The sequence below is a fragment of the Gordonia sp. DT30 genome (assembly GCF_049844915.1).
Classification (GTDB): Bacteria; Actinomycetota; Actinomycetes; order Mycobacteriales; family Mycobacteriaceae; genus Gordonia.
In genome coordinates, this window is sequence record NZ_JBNCLY010000001.1 from 135,333 (window position 1) to 161,239 (window position 25,907).

Here is a 25,907-nt window from a genome sequence, read left to right on the forward strand (position 1 = left end):
CAGTCGCGGTCATGAGTGAGACGACGTGGCAACTCGGCGCAACCGACGGCTCGGTGACGGTGTACACCGACGTGACCGGTCCGGCCGCGCGCACCGGCCACCGACTGACCATCGAGATGACGCAATGGTCGGCGCAGGTGACCTGGGCCGGCGAGGAACCGGCGACGGTGTCGGCCTCGATCGCCGTGGATTCGCTGCAGGTCCGCGCCGGTGCGGGCGGCGTGACCCCGATGTCCGGACCGGAACGATCCGTTGCCCGAGCCAATGCGCTGAAATCGCTCAAGGCCGACAAGTTTCGTGAGATCACCTACGAGTCGGGTTCGATCACGAGATCTGACGGCGGATATCGCGTCGACGGCACGGTGACCATCCACGGCCGGCGCCGCGAATGTGCGTTGGACCTGGCGGTGGACGGCTCGCCGGGCCGATGGCGGATCTGCACCGAGACCACACTGAGCCAGAGCGATTTCGGCATCAAACCGTATTCGTTGATGATGGGTGCACTCAAGGTCGCCGACGAGGTGCGGTTGGGCATCGAGATCTCGCCGACCCGAGACGGATGACGCCAGTCGGCAGTCGTCGAGCAGCGACCGAGGGGGGTCGGCGGCTCGGCGTGTCGAAGCCGTACTCGCGCGTAGGCGAATCATTCGTCAGAATCATCCCGATCGGTTGTCGGCGCCTTCGCTGGGCGCCCGCCGGAACCACCTCGACCTGTCGGGTGGCGACGATCGTGGCCATTGCGCGCTCGCAGCGTGGACAATCGTTGTCGTGTCAACAGATGTCGTGTCAACAGATGAGGAGTCGGTAGTGTTCGCTCGCATTGCCATCGTGAACCGAGGTGAGGCGGCGGTCCGTCTCATCCACGCCGTACGGGGGCTGTGCGCCGAGACCGGCCAGTCGATCGAGGTCGTCGCGCTGCACACCGATGTGGACCGCAACGCGACGTTCGTCCGTGAGGCCGACATCGCCTACGACCTCGGGCCCGCGGCCGAGCGGCCCTACCTGAACCTGAAGGTGCTCGAACGGGCCTTGCTGGAGTCCGGTGCCGACGCGGCCTGGGTCGGGTGGGGATTCGTCGCCGAAGACCCGCTGTTCGCCGAGCTGTGCGAGCGCATCGGTGTGACCTTCATCGGTCCGTCCGCAGAAGCCATGCGCAAGCTCGGTGACAAGATCGGCGCCAAGCTCATCGCCGAGGAAGTCGGTGTACCGGTGGCGCCATGGAGCCGCGGACCCGTCGACAGCGTGGAAGACGCCGTGACCGCGGCGGCCGGCATCGGCTATCCGCTCATGCTCAAGGCCACCGCAGGCGGCGGGGGACGTGGGATTCGCGTCGTCACCAACGACGACGATCTGCGCGACGCTTACGAGCGGACCTGCGACGAGGCGGCGAGGGCCTTCGGTAGCGGTGTGGTATTCCTCGAACGCCTCGTCACCGGAGCCCGGCACGTCGAGGTCCAGGTCATCGCCGACGGACAGGGCACGGCCTGGGCGCTGGGGGTGCGCGACTGCTCGGTGCAGCGGCGCAACCAGAAGATCATCGAGGAATCGGCGTCGCCGGTGCTGTCGGCGGCACAGGTCGCCGACCTCAAGTCGTCGGCCGAGCGGCTCGCGATCGCTGTGGACTACTGCGGCGCGGCGACCGTCGAATTCCTCTACCACCCCGGCGAGCAACTGTTCGCCTTCCTCGAGGTCAACACCCGCCTGCAGGTCGAGCACCCGATCACCGAGATCACCACCGGCGTCGACCTGGTGCGGGCACAGTTGCACGTGGCCTCGGGCAACCGCCTCGAGGGGCAGGCGCCGGCCGAACGCGGGCATGCCATCGAGGCGCGTCTCAACGCCGAGGATCCCGACCGTGACTTCGCGCCGGCCCCTGGACGGATCGCCCGTTTGGAACTGCCTGCCGGACCGGGTATCCGCGTCGACACCGGCGTCAGCGAGGGTGACACGATCCCCGCCGACTTCGACTCGATGATCGCCAAGATCATCGCCTACGGCCGCGACCGCGACGAGGCCCTGGGACGTCTGCGGCGCGCCATGGCGCAGACCCGGGTCATCATCGAGGGCGGTGCGACCAACAAGAGCTTCGTCCTCGAACTGCTCAACCAGCCAGAGGTGATCGACGGCAGCGCCGACACCGGCTGGATCGACCGGGTGCGGGCCGAGGGCAAGCTGGTCGCTCATCAGCACTCGGCGATCGCGCTCGCCGCGGCCGCCATCGACGCCTACGAGGAAGAAGAACTCGTCGAGCGGCAGCGTCTGCTGTCGATGGCGTCGGGCGGGCGTCCACAAGTCCACCATGACAGTGGGCGGCCCCTCGAACTGAAACTCCGCGGAGCGACCTACCGGGTGCGGGTCGCGCGAATCGGAGCCCATCGGTTCCGCGTCGCCATCGACTCCGGGGAACAGACCTACCGTGCCGATGTCGACCTCGAACGTTTCGACGAGCACGCCGCGCAGCTCGTCATCAATCACGTTCGCTATCGCCTGATCACCGACACCCACGGGCCGGTACACCTCGTGGACGTCGATGGCGTGACCCACCGCGTCAGTCGCGACGAGGGCGGCGTGGTCCGCTCGCCGGCCCCGGCGCTGGTGGTGGCCACCCCGCTGGAGGTCGGCGACGAGGTCGAGGCCGGTGGCCCGGTGCTCGTGCTGGAGAGCATGAAGATGGAGACGGTGCTTCGCGCGCCGGTTCGCTCTCGCCTCAAGGAGTGTGTGGTGTCGGTCGGCACCCAGGTGGAGACGGGTGCGGCGCTGATGCGGCTCGAACCGCTTGCCGATGACGACGACACGGTCGACGAGGCGGGAATCGCCGGTGTCGAGCTCGAGTTGCCCTCGGCGCCGACCGATGTCGCACCGCACGAGCGATCCACCCGGACTCTGGAGGACTTGCGCAGCCAGTTGCTCGGCTATGACGTCGATCCGCAGGACAGTTCGCGACTGCTCGACGACTATCTCGCCGTGCGCCGCGCGGTGATCGAGTCCGGGCGCCGTCCGCTCTCGGATGAACTCGAATTGATCTCCGTGTTCGCCGATCTCGCCGAGCTCAGCCAGAACCGTCCGTCCGAGGACCAGATGGGAGTCGAGCACACCCACAGCGCACGCGAGAACTTCCACACCTACCTGCAGAGTCTCGACGTCGAACGCGACGGCCTGCCGCAGTCCTTTCACGACCAGCTGAGCCGCGCACTCGCCCACTACGGGGTCACCGATCTCGAACGGACACCCGAACTCGAGGCTGCGGTCTTCCGGATCTTCCTGGCGTTGCAGAATCCGTCCGACTCCGTCGCCTCCCTCTCCACCCTGCTCCGGGAATGGCTCGGCGAGCCGACCCCACGCGAGGAATTGGCCGAGCGCGTCGGGATCGCACTCGACAAGCTCATCTCCGCGGCGCAACTCCGTTTCCCCGCGATCGCCGATCTGGCCCGTGGTGTCGTCTACTCCTGGTACGGGCTGCCGTTGCTGCGGCGCAACCGCGCCCGCATCTACAACGAGCTGCGCGAGCATCTGCGATACCTCGACGCCAACCCCCAGGCCGCCGACCGTGACGAGCACATCGCCGACATGGTGCGTTCCACCGAGCCACTGGTTCGGCTGCTCGGTCAGCGGATGGTGCGCGGGATCGCCGACAACACCGTCATGCTCGAGGTGCTCACCCGCCGGTATTACGGCAACAAGGGTTTACGTGAGGTCCGGGTGCAGGAGTTCGGTGGCGCAAGCTTCGTCATCGCCGAACGTGGCGGCGTCAGCCTGGTTTCGGCGGCCGTGCGATTCGACGAACTCGATTCGGTACTCGGTGGGCTCGCCGAATTGTCGCGGGGAGTGGCCTCGGTCGACGCCGACATCTACCTCAGCTGGGAGGAACAGCCGCACGACTTCGATGCGATGGCCGACGCGCTCGACGAGCACATCGCCACGGCATCGTTGCCTCAGCAGGTGCACCGGCTGACCATCGCGGTGGCCGGCAGCAACGAAGCACTCATGCACCACCACTTCACCTTCCGTCCCTCGTCGACCGGGATGGCCGAGGAACGTCTGATCCGAGGCCTGCATCCCTACATCGCCCAGCGGATGCAGATGCAGCGGCTACGCAAATTCGACCTCACCCGTCTGCCGTCGGCCGACGACGAAGAGGTGTACCTGTTCCACTGTGTGGCCAAGGAGAATGCCGCCGACGAACGGCTGATCGCCTTCGCGCAGGTGCGTGATCTCACCGCATTGCGCGAGAACGACGGACGGTTGCTGACCCTGCCCCGAGCGGAAAGCATTCTGTCCTCGTGTGTCGACTCGATTCGCCGCGCACAGCGTCGGTCGGGTCTGACCTCGACCACCAACCGCATCGTCATGTACGTGTGGCCGCCCATCGACGGTTCTCAAGACAACCTGCAAGCCATCGCCGAACGCATCCGCGGCACCGCCGCCGGCGTCGGTCTGGAAGAGGTGCTGCTCATCGCACGGCAGCGCGACCGCGACACCGGCGACCTGACCAAGGTCGCGGTACGTTTCGTGGTCAATGCGGCAGGCGGATACGACGTCATCGTGGGTGAACCGTCCGATGATCCGGTCGAACCGGTCGACGAGTTCCGCCAGAAGGTGCTGCGCGCGGCCCGCCGCAACACCGTCTATCCGTACGAATTGGTCGGACTGCTCGGTTCGTTCGCCGAATACGACCTCGACGACGAACAACGACTCATCCCGGTCGACCGCCCGAAGGGCCACAATTCGGCAGCGATCGTCGCCGGCGTGATCACCACGCCGACCGAAAAACACCCGCAGGGTGTCACCCGTGTCGTCCTGCTAGGTGACCCGACGAAATCACTTGGGGCACTGTCGGAGCCAGAATGCGCCCGCGTCATCGCGGCCCTGGACCTGGCGGAGTCGATGCAGGTGCCGGTGGAGTGGTACGCGCTGTCCTCGGGCGCCCGGATCTCCATGGACTCGGGTACCGAGAACATGGATTGGGTGGCCCGCGCCCTCAAGCGGGTCGTCGAGTTCACCCAGGCCGGTGGTGAGATCAACATCGTGGTCGCCGGAATCAACGTCGGCGCGCAACCATACTGGAACGCCGAGTCGACAATGCTCATGCACACCAAGGGCATTCTCGTGATGACTCCCGATTCGGCGATGGTCCTCACCGGCAAACAGTCCTTGGACTTCTCCGGTGGTGTGTCGGCCGAGGACAACTTCGGTATCGGCGGGTATGACCGGGTGATGGGCCCCAACGGGCAGGCGCAGTACTGGGCGCCGAACCTCGTCTCCGCCCGTGATGTGCTGATGTCGCACTACGATCACACCTACATCGTGCCGGGGGAGCAGACCCCGCGTCGGGCCGACTCGAGTGACCCGGTCTCCCGCGACGTCTCGGATTACCCACATGTGTTGGCGGGCAGCGATTTCACCACCGTCGGTCAGATCTTCTCTGTCGAGAGCAATCCGGATCGTAAGAAGCCCTTCGATATTCGGACCGTCATGCGGGCCGTAGCCGACCAGGACCATGCGGTTCTCGAACGCTGGGCCGGGATGGCCGACGCCGAGACCACCGTCGTCTGCGATGTCCACCTCGGTGGAATCCCGGTATGTCTGTTGGGAATCGAGTCCCGGGAGGTGACGCGCCGTGGTTACAAGCCGACCGACGGTCCCGATACCTACACCGCGGGCACGCTGTTCCCGCAGTCGTCGAAGAAGGCAGCCCGGGCGATCAATGTGGCCAGCGGTAACCGGCCGCTGGTGGTGTTGGCCAATCTCTCCGGCTTCGACGGCTCGCCCGAGTCGATGCGTAAGCTCCAGTTGGAGTACGGTGCCGAGATCGGCCGCGCGATCGTCAATTTCCGCGGCCCGATCGTCTTCTGCGTCATCTCGCGCTACCACGGCGGCGCATTCGTGGTGTTCTCGAAGGCATTGAATCCCAATATGACCGTGCTCGCCATCGACGGATCGTTCGCGTCGGTTCTCGGCGGCGCGCCCGCTGCCGCGGTGGTCTTCGCCGGTGAGGTGGGCAAGCGGACGGCCGCCGACCCACGGGTCCGCGAGGTCGAGGCGCGACTGACTCCGGCAACGGGAGCCGATCGTCCCGCGCTCAACGCCGAGCTTGCCGAGGTCCGCCAGTCGGTCCGTGCCGAGAAGATCAGCGAGATCGCTGCCGAATTCGATGCGGTGCACAGTATCCGCCGGGCCGTCGAGGTCGGCTCGGTCGACGCGGTGATCGATGCCGCCGAACTGCGGCCGCGCATCATCGCGGCCATCGAGAGCAATCCCGTGTGGTCGGGTGACGGGGCTCGGATGGTCACCTCCTGACACCGACCGGCTCCGGCCGGACGGTGGCTTGACGAGAGTACGTGGCCGCCCTCATCGATCACGGTGAGGGCGGGGCGTCTTGTCCGGTTGACCGGCTTTGGGTGTTCTACGGGTGTCCTGTGGGTGTCTTGTCAGCATCCTTGAGTCGACAATTGTTGTGGCAGTGTCGATGTGGATTGATCGTCCACATCGAGGAAGTCATGAAACGACTACTGGTCACCGTCGGATCCGTCGCCGTGCTCACGTGTGTGATGGCGGGTACCGCCGCTGCGGTCACGCCCGCAGGGACGGTGTCGGAGGCGGTCGACGTCGGCAACGGCGGAATCGCGATCGCCCGCGGATCGACGATGTTGCACACCGATGACTTCGGTGAATACGGGTGCGAGGACTTCGTCGACGCCGCCTACGGGCGGACCACTGCCAACGGCATCCCGCACGACGGCGCGATCGCCTTCTACGATCAGCTCGCGGCTCACGGGCAGGGTCACAGGGCGTTGCCCGCGCCGCCGGGGGCCCTGGTCTTCTCCGAGGGCGAGGATGGTGGCCACGTCGACATCTCCATGGGCGAGGGGCACTACCTGAGTGGCGGCGTGCAGGGGTTCGCGGCCGGCTGGGGTGATGGCACCGACATCCAGATCCTGCCGAGCGCCAACTTGGGGTCATGGCATCTGGTCGGCTGGGCCTACGCCCCATGGAGTGCGATCGGAGGTTGACCTCGCGCCAGTGGTGGACGGTCGACGCGGTCGTCAGGCCGCGTAGCGTCGTGGGATGGGCACAGGATGGTCGAAGGCGACGCTGGACACGATCGAATCGTCGGAGGAGATCCGGATCACGGCACCGCGGGGGGACGGCACATTGCCCGATGCCGTGCCGATCTGGGCCGTGTGCTCGGGCGATGCGGTGTACGTACGTACGTGGTATCGACGCACGAGTGGGTGGTTCGGCCGGGCGGTGAGTTCGAAGCAGGCGCGAATCATCGTGGACGGCAACGGGTTCGACACGCTCGTGGACGATGTCGCGGACGACCCCGCGGTGCGCGCAGAGGTGGACGCGGCGTATGGGGCGAAATACGGGCGATACGGCTCGGGCAGCGCCGGGCAGATGGCCTCCGATGACGCCGCCGCCACCACTCTTCGACTGACCCCGGCCTGAGGCGCTGCGGCGAACCGTCGTCCTGCTGTCCGGTATGTGCGCTATCTCCGGCGACCGCTAGGCTCGGCGAGGGGTGACCGGCAGGTGTGCGGCCGGATCGCTTCGAGACAGGTGACGTTGGGTTGGAAGGTGTGCTGTGGTGGCAATTCTCGATGGAATGGTGCAGGACCTCTTCGACGAGGTGGTGGCACGCAATCCCGGCGAAGCCGAGTTCCACCAGGCGGTACGTGAGGTGTTCGACAGCCTCGGACCCGTCCTCGCCAAGCATCCGCACTACGCCGACGCCGGGATCATCGAGCGCCTGTGTGAACCGGAACGTCAGATCATCTTCCGGGTCCCGTGGGTCGACGATGCGGGCCGGGTCCGGATCAATCGCGGATTTCGCGTCGAGTTCAATTCCGCCCTCGGACCGTTCAAGGGTGGGCTGCGATTCCATCCGAGCGTCTACCTCGGAGTGGTGAAGTTCCTCGGGTTCGAGCAGATCTTCAAGAATGCGCTGACCGGGCTGCCGATCGGCGGCGGCAAGGGCGGCTCGGATTTCGATCCGAAGGGACGCTCGGACGGTGAGGTGATGCGATTCTGCCAGTCGTTCATGACCGAGCTCTACCGCCACATCGGTGAATACACCGACGTTCCGGCCGGCGACATCGGGGTCGGCGGGCGTGAAATCGGGTATCTCTTCGGACAATACAAGCGCATCACCAACCGATACGAGTCCGGTGTACTCACCGGAAAAGGGCTGACGTGGGGCGGGTCGCAGGTTCGCACCGAGGCGACCGGCTACGGCGTCGTCTTCTTCGTCCGCGAGATGCTCGCCGCTTGTGGTGAGGATGTCGAGGGTCGACGTGTGGTGGTGTCGGGCTCGGGGAATGTGGCGTTGTATGCCATCGAAAAGGTGCAACAGCTCGGCGGCCGCGTCGTGGCCTGCTCGGACTCGGACGGCTACGTCGTCGACGAGGACGGGATCGACCTCGATCTCCTCAAAGAGGTCAAAAACGTCCGCCGCGGCCGGATCGCCGACTATGCCGAGCGTCGCGGCGGCACGGCGCGCATGGTGACCGGCGGGTCGATCTGGGACGTGCCCACCGACATCGCCATTCCATGTGCGACGCAGAACGAACTCGACGCCGCCGACGCCGAGACGCTCGTCGCCAACGGGTGCCGCGTCGTCGCCGAGGGCGCCAACATGCCCACCACTCCGGAGGCGATCAAGGTCTTCGGCAAGTCCGGCGTGCAGTTCGCCCCGGGAAAGGCGGCCAATGCGGGTGGTGTGGCCACCAGCGCGTTGGAGATGCAGCAGAACGCATCACGCGACTCGTGGACGTTCGAACACACCGAAGTACGACTGGCCGAGATCATGAGCGGTATCCATCAGACGTGCCTGCACACTGCCGAGGAATACGGCGTGCCCGGCGACTACGTGCTCGGCGCCAACATCGCCGGATTCACCCATGTCGCCGATGCGATGCTGGCGCTCGGCGTGATCTGACCACCCCGGCCGGAAGGCAGTGAACGCGCCGGATCACCCCTTGGGCAGCTTGCGTGTGGCCGGTCCCTCGAGGATGTTGCCGTGCGGATCGAAGCGCGAGCCGTGAAGCGGGCAATCCCAGCTGCAGTCGGCGTCATTCCACTCGAGAACACCGTAGAGGTGCGTGCAGATCGGCACGACCGAGGACCGCTCGCCGTCCACGGTGCACACTCCGCGCGGCCCCATGCCGACTCGTCCGACGGTTCCTTGCCCTTCGGGCGGCTCCGGATCGGCCGGTCGTAGCAGCCGGAGGTAGCCTTCGGCGAGCTCCTTGCCCACGGCCAGATTCGTCGACAGTGCCGTTGGTGTCGCCGCCACCTGCGCCCGGCGCCAGGGCTGGAACGTCTCGGCCCACGATGGCGCGGGCGCACCCGAGAGGCGTGCGGCGAGGGCCAGCGCAGCGGCCACCCCGTTGGTCATACCCCACTTCGCGAAGCCCGTTGCGACATGCACGTCGATGCCCGGAAGCAGCGGGCCGACGTAGGGCAGTTCATCGATGGACAGGTAGTCCTGCGCGGCCCACCGTGCCGTGAGGCGGGCGTCGGGAAACCATTTCGCCGTCCATGCCAGGAGATCGTCGACGTATCGGCGTTCGGAGGATGCCCGGCCCACCTCGTGGCCGAACCCGCCCACCAGCAACTGTTCACCATCGGCGCGCGGTGCGGTACGCAGCGAGACCGTCGGATCGTCGGCACCCAGGTACATGTCCTGTGGGATCGGGCCGCCGACCTGAAAGCTTGCGGCATAAGACCGCCGTGGGCGCAGCCGCGCGAAGAAGCCACCGCGATCGAGAAATGGTGTGCCGGTGGCGATCACGACGGACTTGGCAGTCAGGTCGCCGACAGATGTGGCGACCGTGTGTCCGTGCGATCGGGGCCGTACGCCGGTCACCCGTACATTCTCGTAGACGTCTGCGCCCAGGGTGGCGAGGTCGGCGACCATGGCCCGCAGCGTCACCATGGGATCGATCTGCGCCTGGTGATCAAGTCGCACGCCTGCGTGTGTGGTGAACGGGAGTTCGGGACAGTCGGTCCGCTCGACGGGCAGGCCCACGCGGGTGCACGCTTCGTATTCGGAATCCACGGCTTGAGCGCCGGCAGGTGTGGTCGCGAAGGTGACCGCGGCGTGCTCCTGGTAGTCGAGGTCGCGGCCGCGGCAGTATTCGCCGAGCCAGTCCAGTGCCGCCCGGTTGGCCGCCACGTAGCTTTCCATCGCTGATACGTCGTGGTGGCGTCCGATGGTCGACAGACGGGTGCCCTGCAACAGCGACACCTTGCCCGTGGTGTTGCCGGTGGCGCCGGCACCGATGTAGCGAGCCTCGATGACCGCGACCGACCGGCCGGCCCGTGCGAGCAACAGCGCGGTGGTCAGCCCGGTGATACCACCGCCCACCACCACGTGGTCGTATCGGCCGCCGATCGTCGTCGGCGCGACCGGTTCCGGGCCGGCGGACGTGTTCTCGAGCCACAGCGAGGTCATGGTCGACCGGGTACCCGGTCGGTTTACGGCGAAACCCTACGTGGTTCGACCCATGCCAACTGGCGCGGAAATCATCGTCATCCGACGGATGTCCCGCAGGGCTGAACGCAGGAGAGTAGAGGAGTCCCAGACCACCAGACCATCGGACCGCCAGAGGCAGCTCATGAATCTTGCTGACACATCGTTAACAGCACCACTGACACGCTCCCGACCCGACTTCGGATTGCGAGGCAAAAACAATCGGCTTCTGTTGCAGAGCAATGATTTCCAACCTCACGGTTCACTCATGCTCACGCTCTGGACTCGAATGCGCGACCAGCCGGTCATACGAAATCTCGACGAACACCGAATTGCTCAGCAACTCGGTGACCTCGGCGATGTGATCTTCGACGAGAGCGAGAAGCCGGGTGTTGGTGATGTTGCCGGTGGTTACCACCGTCGAGCAACACAGCAAGTCTCGCCGGCGACTGCGCATCAATCAGAAACCTCACCGTACACGCGGCTCAGGCAGCATCAAACAGGACGACCACACGATTGGCGGCTGTCAACGTACCGAAATCCACAGCAGCCAGCAGATCCTCGCGCTCCAGATCAGGGTAGTCATCGAGAACGTCCTGCATCGTCATACCCGACGCGAGCAAGTCCAACAGGTCGGCAACCGGGTAACGCAACCCACGCACCACCGGCTTGCCATGGCAGATGGACGGATCAGACGTCACTCGATGAAGGTTGGACATGCACCCAGATTATCGGCCCGGACGCCCACACGGCAATCATCCAAGGCAACGTGAGAAACAAGCACGCCGCCGCGAACAGGCGACGCACCGACCGGCACATGTGACGACACGGACCCGTGCGGTACTGCCGACACATTCGTCGGTCACACCAAGAACAGCCGAAAGCGAAATACGCAAATGCTCGTTGACTGCAGAAGATTGTCTGACCTGCACTGTTCACAGGTCGCACGCGTCTTTCCGGGACAGCAATCGATGCTGTTCGAGCACGGCATGCTGTTTCGGCCGGACTGGGAGGCGGTCCTGACGCCGGTCACCGACCTGATCGTCGGACTGAGGGTGTCGACGTCGACCGACTTGCCGTCTACGGCATCAGTCAGGCGGGGTATTGGGTGCCGCGTGCCGCCGCCTTTGAGTATCGCTATGCCGCCGCTGTCGCCGACCACACTCGTCGAATTCACCGAGGCCGAAGGTGCGAGTTGGCACTGTCAGCTGATGGCGCGGGCATCGACCGCTCACCGCATGTTCGACTGGCTCGACGACGCGCTCGTCGTCCGGTGACAGGTCGCACCGACCCGCCGGCGCCACGGATCACTTGTCGGCCAACAGATTCCGGAGCACGTACGGCAGGATGCCGTCGTTGCGGTAGTAATGTTCCTCGGCCGGTGTGTCGATTCGTACGGTTGCCCCGAATGTTCGTGAGTTCCCGTCCTTTTCGACGGTCACGGTGACCTCGTCGGGCAGGCTCGCATCACCGGCTTCGAGACCGGAGATGGCGTAGCTCTCGTCGCCGGCAAGGCCGAGTGACTCGGCGGTGTCACCTTCGGTGAACTGCAGGGGCAGCACACCCATGCCGATGAGGTTGGACCGGTGGATGCGCTCGAACGATTCGGCGATGACGGCCCGCGCCCCGAGGAGTCTGGTGCCCTTGGCCGCCCAGTCCCGTGAAGAGCCGGAACCATAGTCCTTGCCGGCGATGACGATCAGCGGGACGTCCTCGTCGTGGTAGGCCACGGCGGCATCGTAGATGCTGGTCTGGCCGCCGTCGGGCCAGTGTTTGGTGACACCGCCCTCGACCCCCGGCACCAACTCGTTACGGAGCCGAATATTGGCGAAGGTGCCGCGGATCATCACCTCGTGATTGCCGCGCCGCGAACCATAAGAGTTGAAATCCGCTGCGTCGACACCCTTGTCGGCGAGATAGCGACCGGCCGGGCTGTCGCGTTTGATGGCGCCGGCCGGCGAAATGTGGTCGGTGGTGACCGAATCGCCCAGCTTGACCAACACGCGGGCGCCGCTGATGTCCCGAATCGGTGCGGGCTCACGGTCCATGCCCTCGAAGTACGGTGGCTGCCGGATGTAGGTGGAGGTGGAATCCCAGTCGTACACCACTCCGTCGGGCACATCCATGCCGCGCCAATTGTCGTCGCCGGCATACACATTCGAATAGTTCTCGGTGAACATCTGCGCCTCGACGTTCGCGTCGACGGCCTGCTTGATCTCCTCGTCGGAGGGCCAGATGTCACGCAGGTAGATGTCCTTGCCGTCATCGCTTTTGCCGAGTGGTTCGGTCAGCAGGTCGGTGTGGAGACTGCCGGCCAGTGCATAGGCGATCACCAGTGGGGGAGAGGCGAGAAAGTTCATCTGCACCTCGGGATGAATGCGGCCCTCGAAGTTGCGATTTCCCGACAGGACCGCCGACACGTTGAGGTCGTTGTCGTTGACCGCGGCGCTCACCTCCGGGATGAGTGGACCGGAGTTGCCGATGCAGGTGGTGCATCCGTATCCGACGAGGTTGAAGCCGAGCTTGTCGAGGTAGGGCGTCAGCCCGGATCGATCGAAGTAGTCGGTGACCACACGGGAGCCGGGAGCCAGGGTGGTCTTGACCCAGGGACGGGTGTGCAAACCGAGTTCGACCGCTTTCTTCGCCAGCAGACCCGCGCCGAGCATGACCGACGGATTCGAGGTGTTGGTGCATGAGGTGATCGCGGCGATGACGACATCGCCGTGGTCGACGATGGCCTCGCGGCCGCCGATGACGACGTTCGCCGGGTCACTGGGCCAGCCGAGCTTGGCGTTGGCGGTGAGTTGTTCGGCGGATACCTGGCGCGGTGGCGAGTCGTCGCCGGAGTTGGATCCGGGCGCGATCGGATCGCTGGCCGGGAACGACTCCGCGGACGCGCTGTCGACGCCACCGGCCTTCGAGGTGGGCTTCTCATGATCACCGGCGAGAATGCCGAGAACGGTGCTGGGCGCATCACCGAGCGCGATCCGGTCCTGGGGCCGGCGTGGACCGGCGATCGACGGTTGCACCGTCGAAAGATCGAGGTCGACCACCCGGCTGAAGTCGGGGGTCTGATCGGGGTCGTGCCACAACCCCTGTTCGCGTGCGTAGGCCTCCACCAGCTCAATGTGCTCGGGGTTGCGGCCGGTCAGCCGTAAGTAGTCGAGGGTTACCTCATCGATGGGGAACATTGTTGCGGTAGAACCATATTCGGGACTCATGTTGCCGATGGTCGCCCGGGTGGCGAGTGGAACGTTGGCGACTCCGGGCCCGAAGAACTCGACGAATTTTCCGACCACGCCGATGCCGCGCAACAGGGCCGCCACGGTGAGGACGAGATCGGTTGCGGTGGTGCCTTCGCCGAGGCTGCCGCTGAGCCGGACACCGATGACCTGAGGGATGAGCATACTCATCGGCTGACCCAACATGGCGGCCTCCGCTTCGATTCCGCCGACGCCCCATCCGAGCACACCGAGGCCGTTGACCATCGGAGTGTGCGAGTCAGTGCCGACGAGGGTGTCCGGGTAGGCCTGCGTCGTACCGTTTCGCTCGCGCGTGAAGACCACGCGCGCAAGGTATTCCAGATTCACCTGATGGCAGATGCCGGTATCGGGTGGTACCACGAGGAAGTCGTCGAAGGATTGCTGTCCCCAGCGCAACAACTGGTAGCGCTCCTTGTTGCGGTCGAATTCGAGTTGCGAATTGATCTGGATGGCGTCCGGCCGACCGAAGACGTCGGCGATGACCGAATGGTCGATGACCAGTTCGGCGGGGATCTGCGGGTTGATCTTGGCCGCATCGCCGCCGAGCGCGGTCATCGCGTCACGCATGGCGACCAGGTCGACGACGCAGGGCACCCCGGTGAAGTCCTGCATGAGGACCCTGGCGGGGGTGTACTGGATCTCCGGGTTCGCCGTGGCGGCCGGATCCCAGTCCCGTAAGGCCTCGATCTGTGCGGCGGTGACCAGGTGCCCGTCCTCGTTGCGGAGAAGGTCCTCCAGAAGAACCTTGAGGCTGTAGGGAAGTCGCGCCGAACCCGCGATCCGGTCGAGCCGGAAGATCTCGTATGTCTTGTCGTTGACGCCGAGCTGATCCCGGCTGTTGAAACTGTTGGACGACATGGTCAATCCACCTTCCGCGTGGGGTACGCGGTCTCCAAGGGGCTGCAAGGCTGCGGGCTGCGGAGGCCGCTCGGTCGGTCCGGAACACCTCCTATCCTACGTGAGCCGGGTCATAGCCTGGCGCTGACGGCGTGGCCCGCCGGACGGTGTCTCAGACCTGCCGAGCCCATACGCGATGTGACTCGAGCAGCGGCGTCATCGCCTCGAGCAGGTCGGTCGCCTGCTGTGAGGTCACGACGCCTGGCGCGTCGGCAGCGATGCCCGCATTCGGCAGCAGGGCGGCGCCCCGGGGCAGGACACCGATTGCCTTGCAGTGCCGGTATGTCTCGGCCAGCAGCGTCTGTACGGTCTGATCGGTCGGTGCGGAGGCAAGGATGATGGCGTCGTATTCGATCGACCGCATGGTGGCGAACGTTCGGGATATCGGCACCACCGCCTTGCCCGAGCCCAACTGCCCGCCGTGTGGCGCGATGACCAGTGGCACCATGCCGGCGCCATCGATCTTTGTCACCAGTTCACTCACCTCGGCCAGGTCGTCGGCGTCGTCGGCCAGGATGCCGATCTGGCGACCGTCTACCGGCCATTGCGCACCGACCTGCGCGAGCGCCGGACTCGGTGTCTGGTCTTCGTCGATTTCGACGGTCCGCTCCGGGGCGGCCAGGCCGAGACCTTCGGCCACCTTCGCACACAGATCCGAGTCGATGTTGGCGAGCACTTGCAAGGTGCGTTCCTTGATGGCCTGCTCGTAGCACTTGCCCAACTCGAAGGTGTACGCGTCGGCGACATGGCTGCGCTCGACAGGGGAGAGGCTGAGGTAGAACAACCGGGCCTGCGAGAAATGGTCGTCAAAGGTGGCCGCGGCATTGCGGGTCTTGGCTGATGCCGGCAGTTCGGTGGGCACCTCGATATAGGCTCCCGTCTCGGCCGCCGCCATGAACGGACAACCGCCGTCGAGTGAATTCGGTTGGTACGGAGCAACTCCCGTGTGTACGCCGCTCTGGTGCATGCCGTCACGGAACATGTCGTTGAGCGCGGCATGGGGCCGGTTGATCGGCACCTGCGCGAAGTTCGGGCCGCCCAGTCGACTGATCTGGGTGTCGAGGTAGGAGAAGAGTCGAGCCTGCAGCAGCGGATCGTCGGTGACGTCGATGCCGGGCACCAGATGCCCGGGATGGAAGGCGACTTGTTCGGTCTCGGCGAAGTAGTTGGTCGGGTTCGCGTTGAGGGTCATCAGCCCGATCGGCTGAACTGGCGCAAGCTCTTCTGGCACGATCTTGGTGGGGTCGAGGAGGTCGATGCCCTCGAACATCTGCTCAGGGCTATCGGGCAACACCTGGACGCCGAGCTCCCACTCTGGGTATGCGCCGGCCTCGATCGCGTCGGCCAGATCGCGCCGGAGAAAGTCCGGGTCGAATCCGTTGGCCAACTGGGCTTCTTCCCACAACAGCGAATGCACACCCAGGCGCGGCTTCCAGTGGAACTTCACCAGGCTGGTGTCGCCGTCGGCGCCGACCAGCCGGAAAGTGTGGATTCCGAAACCTTCCATCATTCGGTACGACCGCGGAATTCCGCGATCGGAGATGTGCCAGATGGTGTGCGCGGTCGCCTCGGCGTGCAGCGAGACGAAGTCCCAGAAGGTGTCGTGGGCACTTTGCGCCTGCGGGATCTCCCGGTCGGGACGCGGTTTGACGGCGTGGATGAGGTCGGGGAATTTGATGCCGTCCTGGATGAAGAAGACCGGAATGTTGTTCCCGACGAGATCGAAGGTGCCTTCGGAGGTGTAGAACTTGGTCGCGAACCCGCGGGTGTCGCGGACCGTCTCCGCTGAACCACGGGAGCCGACAACCTGTGAGAACCGGACAAACACCGCTGTCTCGACGTCCGTGCCCAGGAACGCCGACTTGCAGATCTTGTCGGCGGTGCCGTAGCCGCGGAAGATGCCATGGGCTCCGGCGCCGCGCGCATGCACCACGCGCTCTGGGATCCGTTCGTGATCGAAGTGGGTGATCTTCTCCCGCAGATGGTGATCTTGGAGCAGCGTTGGACCCCGCTCGCCTGCCTTGAGTGAGTGGTCGGTGTCGTACAGCCGCGCTCCTTGCGCGGTGGTGAGGTACGCGCCGTGTTGCGCGCGCACTCCTTCCGGTCCATCCACTTCTTGTCCGGTGGCGCTGCGAAGTTCGGGTGCCGCCTGATCGTCGTTGGGCGGCAATGGTCCGGTTGGTTCGGTCGGTTCGGCGACGGTCGGGGTTCCGGAGCCGGGCGTTCCCGGGATCGTGGGATTCTTCTTATGGGACACGAGGCCTCCTCTATGCGCTTCTGCTGGACCGGCGCACCGCGGTGCGTTTCCGCGGGCATCGCGTGCAGAGTGCCCAAATACGGGATCCCTAATCGGTGTCTCGAGAATCGAGTCGGCCAATGCCCGTGCCGACGGGGGAGGGCGCCAGAGAGCGCAGCGATCCCGGTCCGGCAAAACCGGCAACTCCCACGAACCGACTCTGCGATTCTGACAGACATGGCTGCTACGAACGGGAGACGAACCAGGCCGATCCGGTGGTGCTGGGGCATCGCCGCCCTGGCCGTGTTCTTGCTACTACCGACCCTCGGTGCCGGGGTCGGTTCGGCCATCCCGTCTGCGTCGGCGAGTGTGGTGGCTCCGCTGCCGGGCGACTTCATGTTCGGTGTGTCGTCGTCGGGCTTCCAGAGTGAGGGCTACTCACCGGACAGCAATTGGCGCCGCTACTCCGCCGATCCCGCGAACACCAAGGACCGCGTCGGCAACAGCGTCGACTTCTTCCACCGCTACCGCGAGGACATCGATCGTGCCCGCGATCTCGGCACCAACGTCTACCGCATCGGCATCGAATGGGCGCGCGTCGAGCCGCGGCCGGGGTTCTTCGATCCGCAGGCACTTGCCTTCTACGACAACGTCATCGCGGCCATCCGCGCGGCGGGGATGCGGCCGATGCTGACGCTCGACCATTGGGTCTACCCCGGCTGGCTGGTCGACCGTGGCGGGTGGCGCAACGCAGATACGACGAATCTGTGGTTGACGTACGCACGCCACATCGTCGACCGGTATGCGCCCGCCGACCCGATGTGGATCACGTTCAACGAGCCACTCATGTACGGCTACAACGAGGTCAGTACAGGCGGGCTGTCGCCGGCCGACCTCCCGATGTTCTACGACAAGCTGGTGACCGCCCACCGCACGATCTATGACTACATCCACGCGCGTCAACCGCGGGCGATGGTCACCTCCAACTCGGCCTACATCCCGGCGGCCGAACCGGTCATCGACACCACATTCCATGATCGGGTGGCCGACAAGGTCGACTTCATGGGGTTGGACTACTACTACACGGTCGCGCCCACCGAGACGTCGGCGTGGAACGCATTGACCGGCGACATGTGGAAGGCGCCCATCAACGCCGACGGTCTCTACTACTCGTTGCGCTTCTACGCCCGGCACTATCCGGGCAAGCCGCTCTACGTCGTCGAATCGGGTATGCCCACCGAGAACGGCAAGCCGCGTCCGGATGGTTACCGGCGCGGCGATCACCTGCGCGACCTGGTCTATTGGTTGCAGCGAGCCCACCAGGATGGTATCCCGGTGATCGGCTACAACTACTGGAGCCTCACCGACAACTACGAATGGGGCAGCTACACACCACGATTCGGGCTGTACACGGTGGATGTCAAGACCGATCCGGCACTGACCCGCCGACTGACCGATGCCGTGGCGGCCTACCACGACCTGATCGCCGGGCATGGGAATGCCGCGAATTACCGGCCGACGCGTCCGCCGACAACCTGTTCGCTGATCGACGTGCCGTCCAGTTGCATCGAACCGGTTCGGTGACACGAGAGCCCGTAGCCGGTTGCCGGCGGTCACGATGATCATCCCTCGGAGTGTGGTAGCGGCCGTCCGACGTTGATGCGATTGCCGTCCGGATGACGAACACGAGTCCGCGCAGACCGTAGTCGAGCGTCCGGCCGCCGAACTATTGTGGGAGAGCCAGTGCTCCGACCGACGAATTCTCGTTGCGGTATGGGTCTGTATCTCGACGACCGACTCGGGAAGGCTGACACAATGCGGAAACTGATCTATGGAATGAACGTGAGTCTGGATGGCTACACCGCCGCACCGGGTGATGATCTCGGCTGGAGCGCGCCGAGCGATGAACTGTTCCAGTGGTGGTCCGACCGGGTGGCCGCGACGGACATCACGCTCTACGGGCGCAGGCTGTGGGAGGCGATGAGTTCACACTGGCCTACCGCCGATCAACAGCCGGACGTCACGCCGGCGGAGATTGAATTCGCCCGTCGCTGGCGCGACATGCCAAAGGTCGTGTTCTCCTCGACCATCCGCGAGGTCGACTGGAACGCCCGACTGGTCACCGGCGATGCCGTGGACGAGATCAGCAGGCTCAAGGCCGGGGATGGCAGTCCCATGGACATCGGCGGCGCCACCCTCGCCGCTGCGGCCATGCGGGCCGGGCTGATCGACGAATACGTGATCGCCACCCACCCGGTCCTGGTGGGCGGTGGGACGCCGTTCTTCACGGCCTTGGACAACTGGGTGAACCTGAACCTGTTGGAGGCCAGAACGTTTCCCGATGGCGTGCTCCTGACCAGATATGAGACCAGGCGCTGACGATGCGAGGCTGCTGATCGACAGGTCCGGAAAAGTTTCGCCGAAGGCGGCCGGAAGGGGGATATGCGGTTCAACGCCCATGTGTATCACCGGTGATACACTCTGATATGACCGAAGTCGTGAGTGTCAGGGAGTTGCGCAACAACGGCGGCGAGGTGTTGCGAAGAGTCGAGCGCGGCGAGCGGGTGGTGGTTACGCGTGATGGCGAGCCGGTGGCCGAACTCGGTCCGCTGCCGCGGAAGGGTGTGAGCGCAGCTGAGCTGATTCGCCGGAGGGCTCACCTACCCCAGGTCGATCCGGACGCCCTGCGGTCGGACATCGACAGCGTGTTGGATTCGACCTCATGAACGAACCGGTCCACACAACGCGGGGGATGTTGGACACCTCAACCGTGATTCTGCTTGGGAGACTGGGCAATCCGGGCGAGCTACCCGATGAGTCGGTGATCAGTGCAATCACCCTTGCGGAGCTTTCGGTCGGCCCACATGTCGCGCGGACCGATCACGAGCGAAGCGTCCGGCAACAGCACCTGCAGCAGGCAGAGGCGGATTTCGAGGCGTTGGCATTCACTGCTGAGAGTGCGCGAGCTTTCGGTGGTGTCGTAGCCGCGTTGCGGTCGGCGGGCCGAAAACCAAAAGTGCGAGCATATGATGCATTGATCGCTGCCAGTGCAATCGCAAACGGCATTCCGTTGTTTACGTGCAACCCATGTGATTTCGTGGGGATACCTGATCTGGATATCCGTTCGGTGACCCATCCCGACGCTGCTGGGTCGTGACGGGTCGGGGACGACCGGGTGGAAGGGCCGAACAGGCTGGTCGGTTCCGATTCGCGTAGGGTCATCACGACTCGACTGGACCTACGGACGTAAGGAACACATGAGGCGGAGCGCTTCTCGTCGTACAGCATTCGTGGCCGGTCTGTTTGCGGTGATGCTCGTCGCCGCTGCCTGCGGTGACGACTCCACGAGCCACGACGCGACGCCGTCGCAAGCGTCGTCGGGCGTGACCACGACGTCGGAGTCGTCGGCAGCGCTCAGCGAAGGCGCGAGCTCGGGCACCTCCTCTGCGGCCTCGTCCGCGGCAGCTGTACCGACGACGGTCCAGGTCACGGGGGAGCGCGACGTCGTGGTGACCCTGAGTGGTCCGATCGCGGTCAAGTACGCATCGGCGACCCGAGCCCAGAAGGATGCTCTCGCCAAGCCGCTGAGCGGCGATCGCAACGCCGGGACCCGGGAGAGTGGCGTCGTGTTCCAGCAGTTCCAGGGTGGTGTGATCGTCGCGAAGAACGACGCTCCGGGGACTCCGGCCTACATCATCACCTCGGGCAAGATCCGGGACGCGTGGAACACCGAGCGCGCGCCCGACGGCACCCCGTCACTCACCGGCAAGAACGGCTCGGCCGGACCGCTGGGAGTTCCCACCAGCGACGTGACCGTTGACGGCGTCGTGCAAAAAGTGACCTTTGAGCACGGCACCGTGAACGAGAACACCCAAACCGGCGCGGTCACCGTGACGGTCAACGGCAAGGTCGTCCCGGCCGGGCTGCGGTAGACCAGCCGGATGTAGGCGACCACGCCAGACTCTGGGGACCAGATGTCAGCGTGCCTGTCTTACGATTTGTATTACAGTCATGCTATGGCTGACGCGATTACTTTTCGACCCGATGAGGACACCTCGCGGGCGCTGTCGATTCTGACCGAAGACGGTACCCCGGTGTCAGCCGCGGTGCGCGCTGCACTCATCGACGCCGCACGGCACAAGACTGCGAAGTCGCTCCGCGAAGAAGCGGAGGCGCTCGTTGGTGATCCGGTTGATCGCGCGGAAGCCGCACAGGTCCTTCGGGACATGGAGGCGCTACGTGCGAGGTGAGGTGTACCGACTTCGCGCCCCGAAAGATGCCCGTGGCCATGAACAGTCCGGCGCGCGCTACGCGGTGGTCGTGCAATCCGATCAGCTGCCGCTCTCGACCTGGCTGGTGGCGCCGACATCAACGTTGGCCCGGCCGGCAACGTTCCGGCCAGAAATCGAGATCGGGGGCCGGGTCACGCGGGTCCTCGCCGAACAGGTGGCCGCGGTTGATCCACAGCGGCTCGGTGAACGTGCAGGCCAGCTGACCCATGAAGAGATGCACCGCGTCGGCGCTGCGCTGCGTGTGGTGCTCGAGCTCAGGTAGGTGTCGACTTCGCTGCGTGGCAGAGCCGACGGCGATGGCGGCGGCGGGAGTGAATCCATCGTCGGAGCGCACATCCGAGCCGGGCATCGGTGTTACATGTAACGTCCAGGCATGGCGGTAAGGGACAGGGTCGGCGAGTACCGACGCCGAATGCGCGAGCGCGGACTACGGCCTCTACAGGTCTGGGTTCCTGACGTACGTACTCCCGAATTCGCCGCCCAAGCCCACAAGCAGTCGGTTCTCGTCGCTCAGACGGACGCCGATGGTGACGAGCAGGATTTCGTCGAGGCTGTCGCGGCACCGTGGGACGATGAGGAGTAATTCGGGGCGATCTGGACCGTTGTGGGTGGTGTGTACGCGTCGAAGCCCCGGCCGGCGGCCATCGTCGAGGACGACCTTTTCGATTCAACTCTGTCGGTGGTCGCCTCTGTCGGTGGTCGTCGCGCCGATGACGAGCTAGCTCATCGATGCGCCGCTGTTGAGGATTCGTATCCCGGGTGACGGCGACGGGCTTTCTGGCCTCGAGCGCGGCACTGACGTGATGGTCGACAAACTGACCGCTGTGCGTCGCTCGAACGTCTTGAGGCGTGTTGGCCGGCTGACGTCCGAATAGCTCGTTGAAGTCGAACGTTCGTTGATGGCGTCCTTGGGACTTGCCCGTTGAACCGGCACTCGGCAGCGAGTCGGCGAGGAGGTAGCAAGTCGCTGTCGTTTACGGGTAACCCCTGCATAATCGATCGCAACCAGCATGCATGCATGGTGCTAGCAATGCAGCTATTATAGCTGCATGAGCGTTGTGATCACAGTGCGCGATGTTCCGGACGCGGTGCGCGATGAGCTGGCCGGGCGGGCTGCGCGGGCCGGCAAGTCGTTGCAGGAGTACTTGCGCGGCATGCTGATGGAGTCTGCGTCACGCCCACAGGTGGACGACGTCATCGCGCGGGCACGGGCGCGGGTTGGCGCAACTGGAGTACGCGTCGATGCCACCGCGATACTCGACGCGCGAGATGCCGAGCGACGGTGACCAACGCTACTGTGTGCGACTCCTCAGCGCTCGTGGCGCTGTTGCTCGACGACGGTCCGGACGGCCGCTGGGCGGTCGGGCAATTGTCCGGAACTCGCTTGCTCGCACCGCAACTGGTGATGTTCGAAGCGGGAAACATCATTCGCAGACAAGCGCTCGCCGGAGTCGTCAGTGTCGACCAGGCGGTGCAGGCCCACGGCGATCTGCTCGACCTGTCAATAGAGCAGTGGCCGTACGAACTGCTCGGTTCGCGGGTGTGGGAATTGCGCAGCAATTTGTCCGGACACGATGCGAGCTATGTCGCGGTCGCTGAACTGGCGGATGCTCCACTCGTCACGCTTGACCGACGTATTGATAGGGCGCCAGGTCTGCGGTGTCAGGTGAGGGTTCCATGACATTCGTTGTGCAGCTGCCTGCAGTGGTTTACTTTACATAATGTATGTTATCGGCTCGCACCTATGACGAGTGCAGTCAACCAGAGAAGCTGGACGCTTCGTGAGATTCCTCGGTGCGGCGCTCGGCAATGCTGTCGATCTCGTCAAAGAAGATGATCGCGCTGTCCTTCTTGGCCGCGGCGCGAAAGATCCGTCGGATCGCTTGCTCGCTGTCGCCGACCCACTTGCTCACGATGGAGGGCCCGCTGATCAGGTAGAAGGAAGCGCCGGACTCTTGGGCGACGACCATCATGCGTCCCACCGCCCGATCCTCATCCCTCGACTGATACGCGTCCTCGCACGCCTGACATAACGCCCATTGGCCTCCGAGGATGTGGCTTTTCCCGTAGTTGCGGAACCTGACTTTGTCCGGTTGGCAATCGCACAATATAAACGTCACTGTGACGTAATGGTGTCTATTCAGCCCTATTCTCGGTCGGCATACTGAACGATTGATCATCGACCTACTTTTGACGGCGGCGGTAAATCACTCTTCTTCTTCGGATTCTGTCGGAAGGCTGACTTCGACGATGCGCTCGCCAAGGCGGGCGGTGATCGCGATATCGGTGGCCCCAGCGGCCGCCAGGTAGTTGGCCAGTGTCGACAGGAGCAGATCGTCGCGAGCCTCGAGCCCGGAGACGGCGGCTTGCTTGATACCCATCCGTTGTGCGAGTTCGGTCTGTGTTAGCTGCGCGGCGCGTCGGATCGCGGAAAGTCCCATTGCGTGAGCGCGATCGGCCTGGGCCATGTCTGCGCGGATGACCCCGACCCGCTGTGCTGTGTCAGGCTCGGCGAGCATCTTCTCCAGCCGCTTGTTGCCACGCACGAATGCCGACGGCTTCTTCTCACTCATTGTCACCTCGTTCACTCTCTGTCTGCTTCTTCCATGCCTCGATCGCGGCGTCTGCGCGTGGACCGACGCTGTCGTAGAACACGTCACCCATCCGCGCCTTGTCTCCTGCGAAGAGCGCCACAACGGCATGGTCGTCGTCGGGAAACCAGACGATGAGCCGGACCGCTATGCCTTCGCGAAATGGATGCGCGACACGCCACACCGAGTGTCGCCGTGACTGACGTACGCGTTTGAGGGTTGCCGACTCCGTGGTGGGCGCCGACTTTAATTCAAAAAGGACGTGCAGTTCGGCAAGTAGTAGGTCGAGCCGAAGCTGATCGGCTGAGTTGCCGGCGGCTGATGAGCACTCCAATCGGGTCAGGTAGGTGTCGAACTCCCGCGACCAATCGATCAGCACCTCATCAATATTACTTGCAAGCGATATCGTTTGCAAGTAATGAATTGGTGGACTGTCGCACAGTTCGGTCTCGACGATCAGTCGCACGGCTGATCTAGCGACTCGCCGGCTGACGGTCGACCAGAACAGCTCGAACAGGTGGGCGTGATCCCCGCGGACGGATGACGTACATTCGTTTCAGGTGCACTGGGACCCGCGGCCGGCGTGCTGCGGATCGTCGAACTCTCGGTGAATGTGTTGACCACGCTCCCATCCCGTCCATCGCTTGTCGTCCGACTCGCGCCCTTCGAGTACGGATGTTGCCGCACACCTCCCGCAATTGGCGCGAGTATCTCCGGTGCCCTCTTTGCGCACCCCACATCCTTCGAGGAGTCGGCAGTGCGAGTGACGGGTCGCGATCGTGACCGCGACCTCGTGGCCTTTGACGGCGGTGTCGCTCGGTGGGGCCCGACCTACGGCGACCCCCGAACGCAACCCGTCGGGATCGGGTTGTCGTGGCATCACGGCGACGTGCCGGGTGTCGACGTCACAGCGACCGTCTCGAACGTCCGACAGATATACCTCGGAACGACCGAAGATCCGACGACAGGCGAAACTCTTCGCCCGGTCGAGCAGGTGGAGAGATTCCCCGCACCGTTGTGCATCCCTGCAGGGGCTCTCGAACCCGGCGGTGTTGTCGTCACTCTCGCCGACCCCGTGCTCATCGAACCGACGTCCCGACAAGTCGCCGACTTCCGCAGTCGGCGAGAGCTTGCGCGACGAACCATCTTTGTCACCTTTCCTGCGACGTACTTCGGGCGCACGGTCCCCCGCGTCGGTGATCGGATCAGCATCGATCTCGACAACCCGACCGCCGAGATCAGCGCCTCACCGTCCGGGGTCGACGGGATCGCCGCCGGCGTCACCTCGCAGGTGAGCGAGGCAATTCCGTACGACATCGGTCCTGCGGGCATCGTCACGTACCGAACCGTCCAAGCCGGCATCCCCACCCTCGGAATCTCGCACGACCTATTCGTGGCCCTCATCCTCGACGAGCCGTCATGACGCAGCTCTGGCTCCTCGAAGACCTCGAACCGTTCCCGGACCGACCCGAACCGGGTGATGCGTTCGCGCCCACCACCTTCTGGGCCGATGCGTCTGCGGGCGTCCTCGACGGTCAACCGGTCCCCGCCGACGTGTGTTCACATGTTCGGGCCGTTGTGCGCCCTGGCGACACCGTCGGTGACCACATCGAGTGGGTTGCCGACCTCGGCGACGGGTTCACCACGCTTCTGCGCGGTGAACACACTCCCGGGGAAGTCATTCTGCACGGATGTCTCGTATGGGACCGCTACCTCTGGATCGACCATCGCACCCAACCTCCCGGGCGCGTTCGTGTCATCGCGCGCGACGGTCACATCATTCAGCACCGCAAACTCACTCCTGCGCGACACCCTGGCTGGTTCAGCGTTCACTACGACGGACCGGCGCTCTACGCACCCGCCGGGAACATACCCGCGGAGCACGACATCCGATACAACGTTCTCGTGGTCGCCACGACCGTCGATTAGCCGACGAGTATTCCTTACACCGCGAATCATTCGGCTAGACATCATGGTTTACGACATGTGGCAAGGCGCACGCACATTGTTCGGGCACGGCGCGCTCGTAGCTTGGCTCGTCTGTTTCGACACGCCGGACGGCCGTCGCTCCGGTCGACTCGTGACGGGACGTGTTTGATGACGGCGCTCATCTAAATTCCCCAGTGACGAAGACGCAGGGCTGCGGACGCGTCG

25 protein-coding genes and 1 pseudogene are annotated in these 25,907 nt (G+C 64.7%); 18 read left to right on the forward strand and 8 right to left on the reverse strand.

All coding sequences use genetic code 11. The annotated features are described in order from the left end of the window. Positions 1-11: 11 nt before the first annotated feature. The 5 genes from ACLQ3C_RS00620 to gdhA all read left to right on the forward strand — a co-directional run bounded on the left by ACLQ3C_RS00620 (position 12) and on the right by gdhA (position 8,938). The gene (locus tag ACLQ3C_RS00620) at positions 12-563 is read left to right on the forward strand and encodes a YceI family protein (protein ID WP_425702501.1); all 552 of its coding nucleotides are present in this window, start codon (positions 12-14) and stop codon (positions 561-563) included. 244 nt (positions 564-807) lie between these two features. Then, the gene (locus ACLQ3C_RS00625; protein WP_425702502.1) at positions 808-6,297 is read left to right on the forward strand and encodes a carboxyl transferase domain-containing protein; all 5,490 of its coding nucleotides are present in this window, start codon (positions 808-810) and stop codon (positions 6,295-6,297) included. Positions 6,298-6,497: 200 nt separating this feature from the next. Continuing rightward, positions 6,498-7,010, forward strand: coding sequence for a hypothetical protein (locus ACLQ3C_RS00630; RefSeq protein WP_425702504.1), 513 nt, complete (start codon positions 6,498-6,500; stop codon positions 7,008-7,010). Positions 7,011-7,065: 55 nt separating this feature from the next. Next, complete coding sequence (locus ACLQ3C_RS00635) at positions 7,066-7,449, forward strand: DUF2255 family protein (RefSeq protein WP_425702505.1); 384 nt, start codon at positions 7,066-7,068, stop codon at positions 7,447-7,449. A 157-nt stretch (positions 7,450-7,606) separates the two neighbouring features. Beyond that, a complete protein-coding gene (gdhA, locus tag ACLQ3C_RS00640; protein ID WP_425702918.1) occupies positions 7,607-8,938 on the forward strand; it encodes an NADP-specific glutamate dehydrogenase in 1,332 nt (443 codons plus the stop codon). 33 nt (positions 8,939-8,971) lie between these two features. Here gdhA and ACLQ3C_RS00645 read toward each other — a convergent pair whose 3' ends face one another. The 3 genes from ACLQ3C_RS00645 to ACLQ3C_RS00655 form a co-directional block, all read right to left on the reverse strand. Beyond that, complete coding sequence (locus ACLQ3C_RS00645; RefSeq protein WP_425702506.1) at positions 8,972-10,456, reverse strand: FAD-dependent oxidoreductase; 1,485 nt, start codon at positions 10,454-10,456, stop codon at positions 8,972-8,974. A 280-nt stretch (positions 10,457-10,736) separates the two neighbouring features. Then, positions 10,737-10,931 carry a hypothetical protein gene (locus tag ACLQ3C_RS00650; protein WP_425702508.1) on the reverse strand — a complete coding sequence of 65 codons (195 nt, stop codon included), beginning with the start codon at positions 10,929-10,931 and terminating at the stop codon, positions 10,737-10,739. Between the two features lie 28 nt (positions 10,932-10,959). Beyond that, a complete protein-coding gene (locus ACLQ3C_RS00655) occupies positions 10,960-11,193 on the reverse strand; it encodes a DUF433 domain-containing protein (RefSeq protein ID WP_425702510.1) in 234 nt (77 codons plus the stop codon). Positions 11,194-11,430: 237 nt separating this feature from the next. Here ACLQ3C_RS00655 and ACLQ3C_RS00660 point away from each other — a divergent pair. Beyond that, positions 11,431-11,751 (forward strand): annotated as a pseudogene (locus ACLQ3C_RS00660) (hypothetical protein); the annotation flags it as partial. A 30-nt stretch (positions 11,752-11,781) separates the two neighbouring features. Here the strand turns inward: ACLQ3C_RS00660 and ACLQ3C_RS00665 are convergent. Next, on the reverse strand, positions 11,782-14,595 hold the full coding sequence (locus ACLQ3C_RS00665) for an aconitate hydratase (protein ID WP_425702511.1): 2,814 nt from the start codon (positions 14,593-14,595) through the stop codon (positions 11,782-11,784). Between the two features lie 151 nt (positions 14,596-14,746). Beyond that, a complete protein-coding gene (locus ACLQ3C_RS00670) occupies positions 14,747-16,891 on the reverse strand; it encodes a catalase (RefSeq protein WP_425702513.1) in 2,145 nt (714 codons plus the stop codon). 216 nt (positions 16,892-17,107) lie between these two features. Between ACLQ3C_RS00670 and ACLQ3C_RS00675 the strand changes: the two genes are divergently transcribed. The 10 genes from ACLQ3C_RS00675 to ACLQ3C_RS00720 all read left to right on the forward strand — a co-directional run bounded on the left by ACLQ3C_RS00675 (position 17,108) and on the right by ACLQ3C_RS00720 (position 22,843). Next, the gene (locus ACLQ3C_RS00675; RefSeq protein ID WP_425702515.1) at positions 17,108-18,454 is read left to right on the forward strand and encodes a family 1 glycosylhydrolase; all 1,347 of its coding nucleotides are present in this window, start codon (positions 17,108-17,110) and stop codon (positions 18,452-18,454) included. A 231-nt stretch (positions 18,455-18,685) separates the two neighbouring features. Next, positions 18,686-19,249 carry a dihydrofolate reductase family protein gene (locus tag ACLQ3C_RS00680; protein WP_425702517.1) on the forward strand — a complete coding sequence of 188 codons (564 nt, stop codon included), beginning with the start codon at positions 18,686-18,688 and terminating at the stop codon, positions 19,247-19,249. Positions 19,250-19,356: 107 nt separating this feature from the next. Beyond that, complete coding sequence (locus ACLQ3C_RS00685) at positions 19,357-19,596, forward strand: type II toxin-antitoxin system Phd/YefM family antitoxin (RefSeq protein ID WP_425702518.1); 240 nt, start codon at positions 19,357-19,359, stop codon at positions 19,594-19,596. Next, positions 19,593-20,027: a type II toxin-antitoxin system VapC family toxin gene (locus tag ACLQ3C_RS00690; RefSeq protein WP_425702520.1), complete on the forward strand. Its 435-nt coding sequence runs from the start codon at positions 19,593-19,595 to the stop codon at positions 20,025-20,027. The genes ACLQ3C_RS00685 and ACLQ3C_RS00690 overlap by 4 nt, the downstream gene beginning before the upstream one ends. A gap of 100 nt (positions 20,028-20,127) precedes the next feature. Then, the gene (locus tag ACLQ3C_RS00695; RefSeq protein ID WP_425702521.1) at positions 20,128-20,802 is read left to right on the forward strand and encodes an LGFP repeat-containing protein; all 675 of its coding nucleotides are present in this window, start codon (positions 20,128-20,130) and stop codon (positions 20,800-20,802) included. Positions 20,803-20,886: 84 nt separating this feature from the next. Beyond that, on the forward strand, positions 20,887-21,120 hold the full coding sequence (locus tag ACLQ3C_RS00700) for a hypothetical protein (RefSeq protein WP_425702522.1): 234 nt from the start codon (positions 20,887-20,889) through the stop codon (positions 21,118-21,120). Continuing rightward, the gene (locus tag ACLQ3C_RS00705; RefSeq protein ID WP_425702523.1) at positions 21,110-21,424 is read left to right on the forward strand and encodes a type II toxin-antitoxin system PemK/MazF family toxin; all 315 of its coding nucleotides are present in this window, start codon (positions 21,110-21,112) and stop codon (positions 21,422-21,424) included. Before ACLQ3C_RS00700 ends, ACLQ3C_RS00705 begins: the two co-directional genes overlap by 11 nt. Before the next feature lie 111 nt (positions 21,425-21,535). Continuing rightward, entirely contained in the window at positions 21,536-21,745 is a 210-nt protein-coding gene (locus ACLQ3C_RS00710; protein WP_425702524.1) for an antitoxin MazE-like protein, read from the forward strand. Positions 21,746-22,211: 466 nt separating this feature from the next. Beyond that, the gene (locus tag ACLQ3C_RS00715) at positions 22,212-22,448 is read left to right on the forward strand and encodes a FitA-like ribbon-helix-helix domain-containing protein (RefSeq protein WP_425702525.1); all 237 of its coding nucleotides are present in this window, start codon (positions 22,212-22,214) and stop codon (positions 22,446-22,448) included. Positions 22,449-22,459: 11 nt separating this feature from the next. Then, positions 22,460-22,843: a type II toxin-antitoxin system VapC family toxin gene (locus ACLQ3C_RS00720; protein WP_425702919.1), complete on the forward strand. Its 384-nt coding sequence runs from the start codon at positions 22,460-22,462 to the stop codon at positions 22,841-22,843. 76 nt (positions 22,844-22,919) lie between these two features. On the opposite strand, the gene ACLQ3C_RS00725 is transcribed toward ACLQ3C_RS00720, so the two are convergent. The 3 genes from ACLQ3C_RS00725 to ACLQ3C_RS00735 all read right to left on the reverse strand — a co-directional run bounded on the left by ACLQ3C_RS00725 (position 22,920) and on the right by ACLQ3C_RS00735 (position 24,219). Further along, positions 22,920-23,135, reverse strand: coding sequence for an AAA family ATPase (locus tag ACLQ3C_RS00725; protein WP_425702921.1), 216 nt, complete (start codon positions 23,133-23,135; stop codon positions 22,920-22,922). 234 nt (positions 23,136-23,369) lie between these two features. Then, complete coding sequence (locus tag ACLQ3C_RS00730; RefSeq protein WP_425702527.1) at positions 23,370-23,735, reverse strand: helix-turn-helix domain-containing protein; 366 nt, start codon at positions 23,733-23,735, stop codon at positions 23,370-23,372. Then, positions 23,728-24,219, reverse strand: a complete 492-nt coding sequence (locus tag ACLQ3C_RS00735) for a hypothetical protein (protein WP_425702528.1) — start codon at positions 24,217-24,219, stop codon at positions 23,728-23,730. Before ACLQ3C_RS00735 ends, ACLQ3C_RS00730 begins: the two co-directional genes overlap by 8 nt. 291 nt (positions 24,220-24,510) lie before the next feature. Between ACLQ3C_RS00735 and ACLQ3C_RS00740 the strand changes: the two genes are divergently transcribed. Both ACLQ3C_RS00740 and ACLQ3C_RS00745 read left to right on the forward strand, forming a co-directional pair. Next, positions 24,511-25,176 (forward strand): hypothetical protein, encoded by a 666-nt coding sequence (locus ACLQ3C_RS00740; protein ID WP_425702529.1) that lies wholly within the window; start codon positions 24,511-24,513, stop codon positions 25,174-25,176. Beyond that, complete coding sequence (locus ACLQ3C_RS00745; protein WP_425702531.1) at positions 25,173-25,682, forward strand: hypothetical protein; 510 nt, start codon at positions 25,173-25,175, stop codon at positions 25,680-25,682. Before ACLQ3C_RS00740 ends, ACLQ3C_RS00745 begins: the two co-directional genes overlap by 4 nt. Positions 25,683-25,907 lie beyond the last annotated feature (225 nt).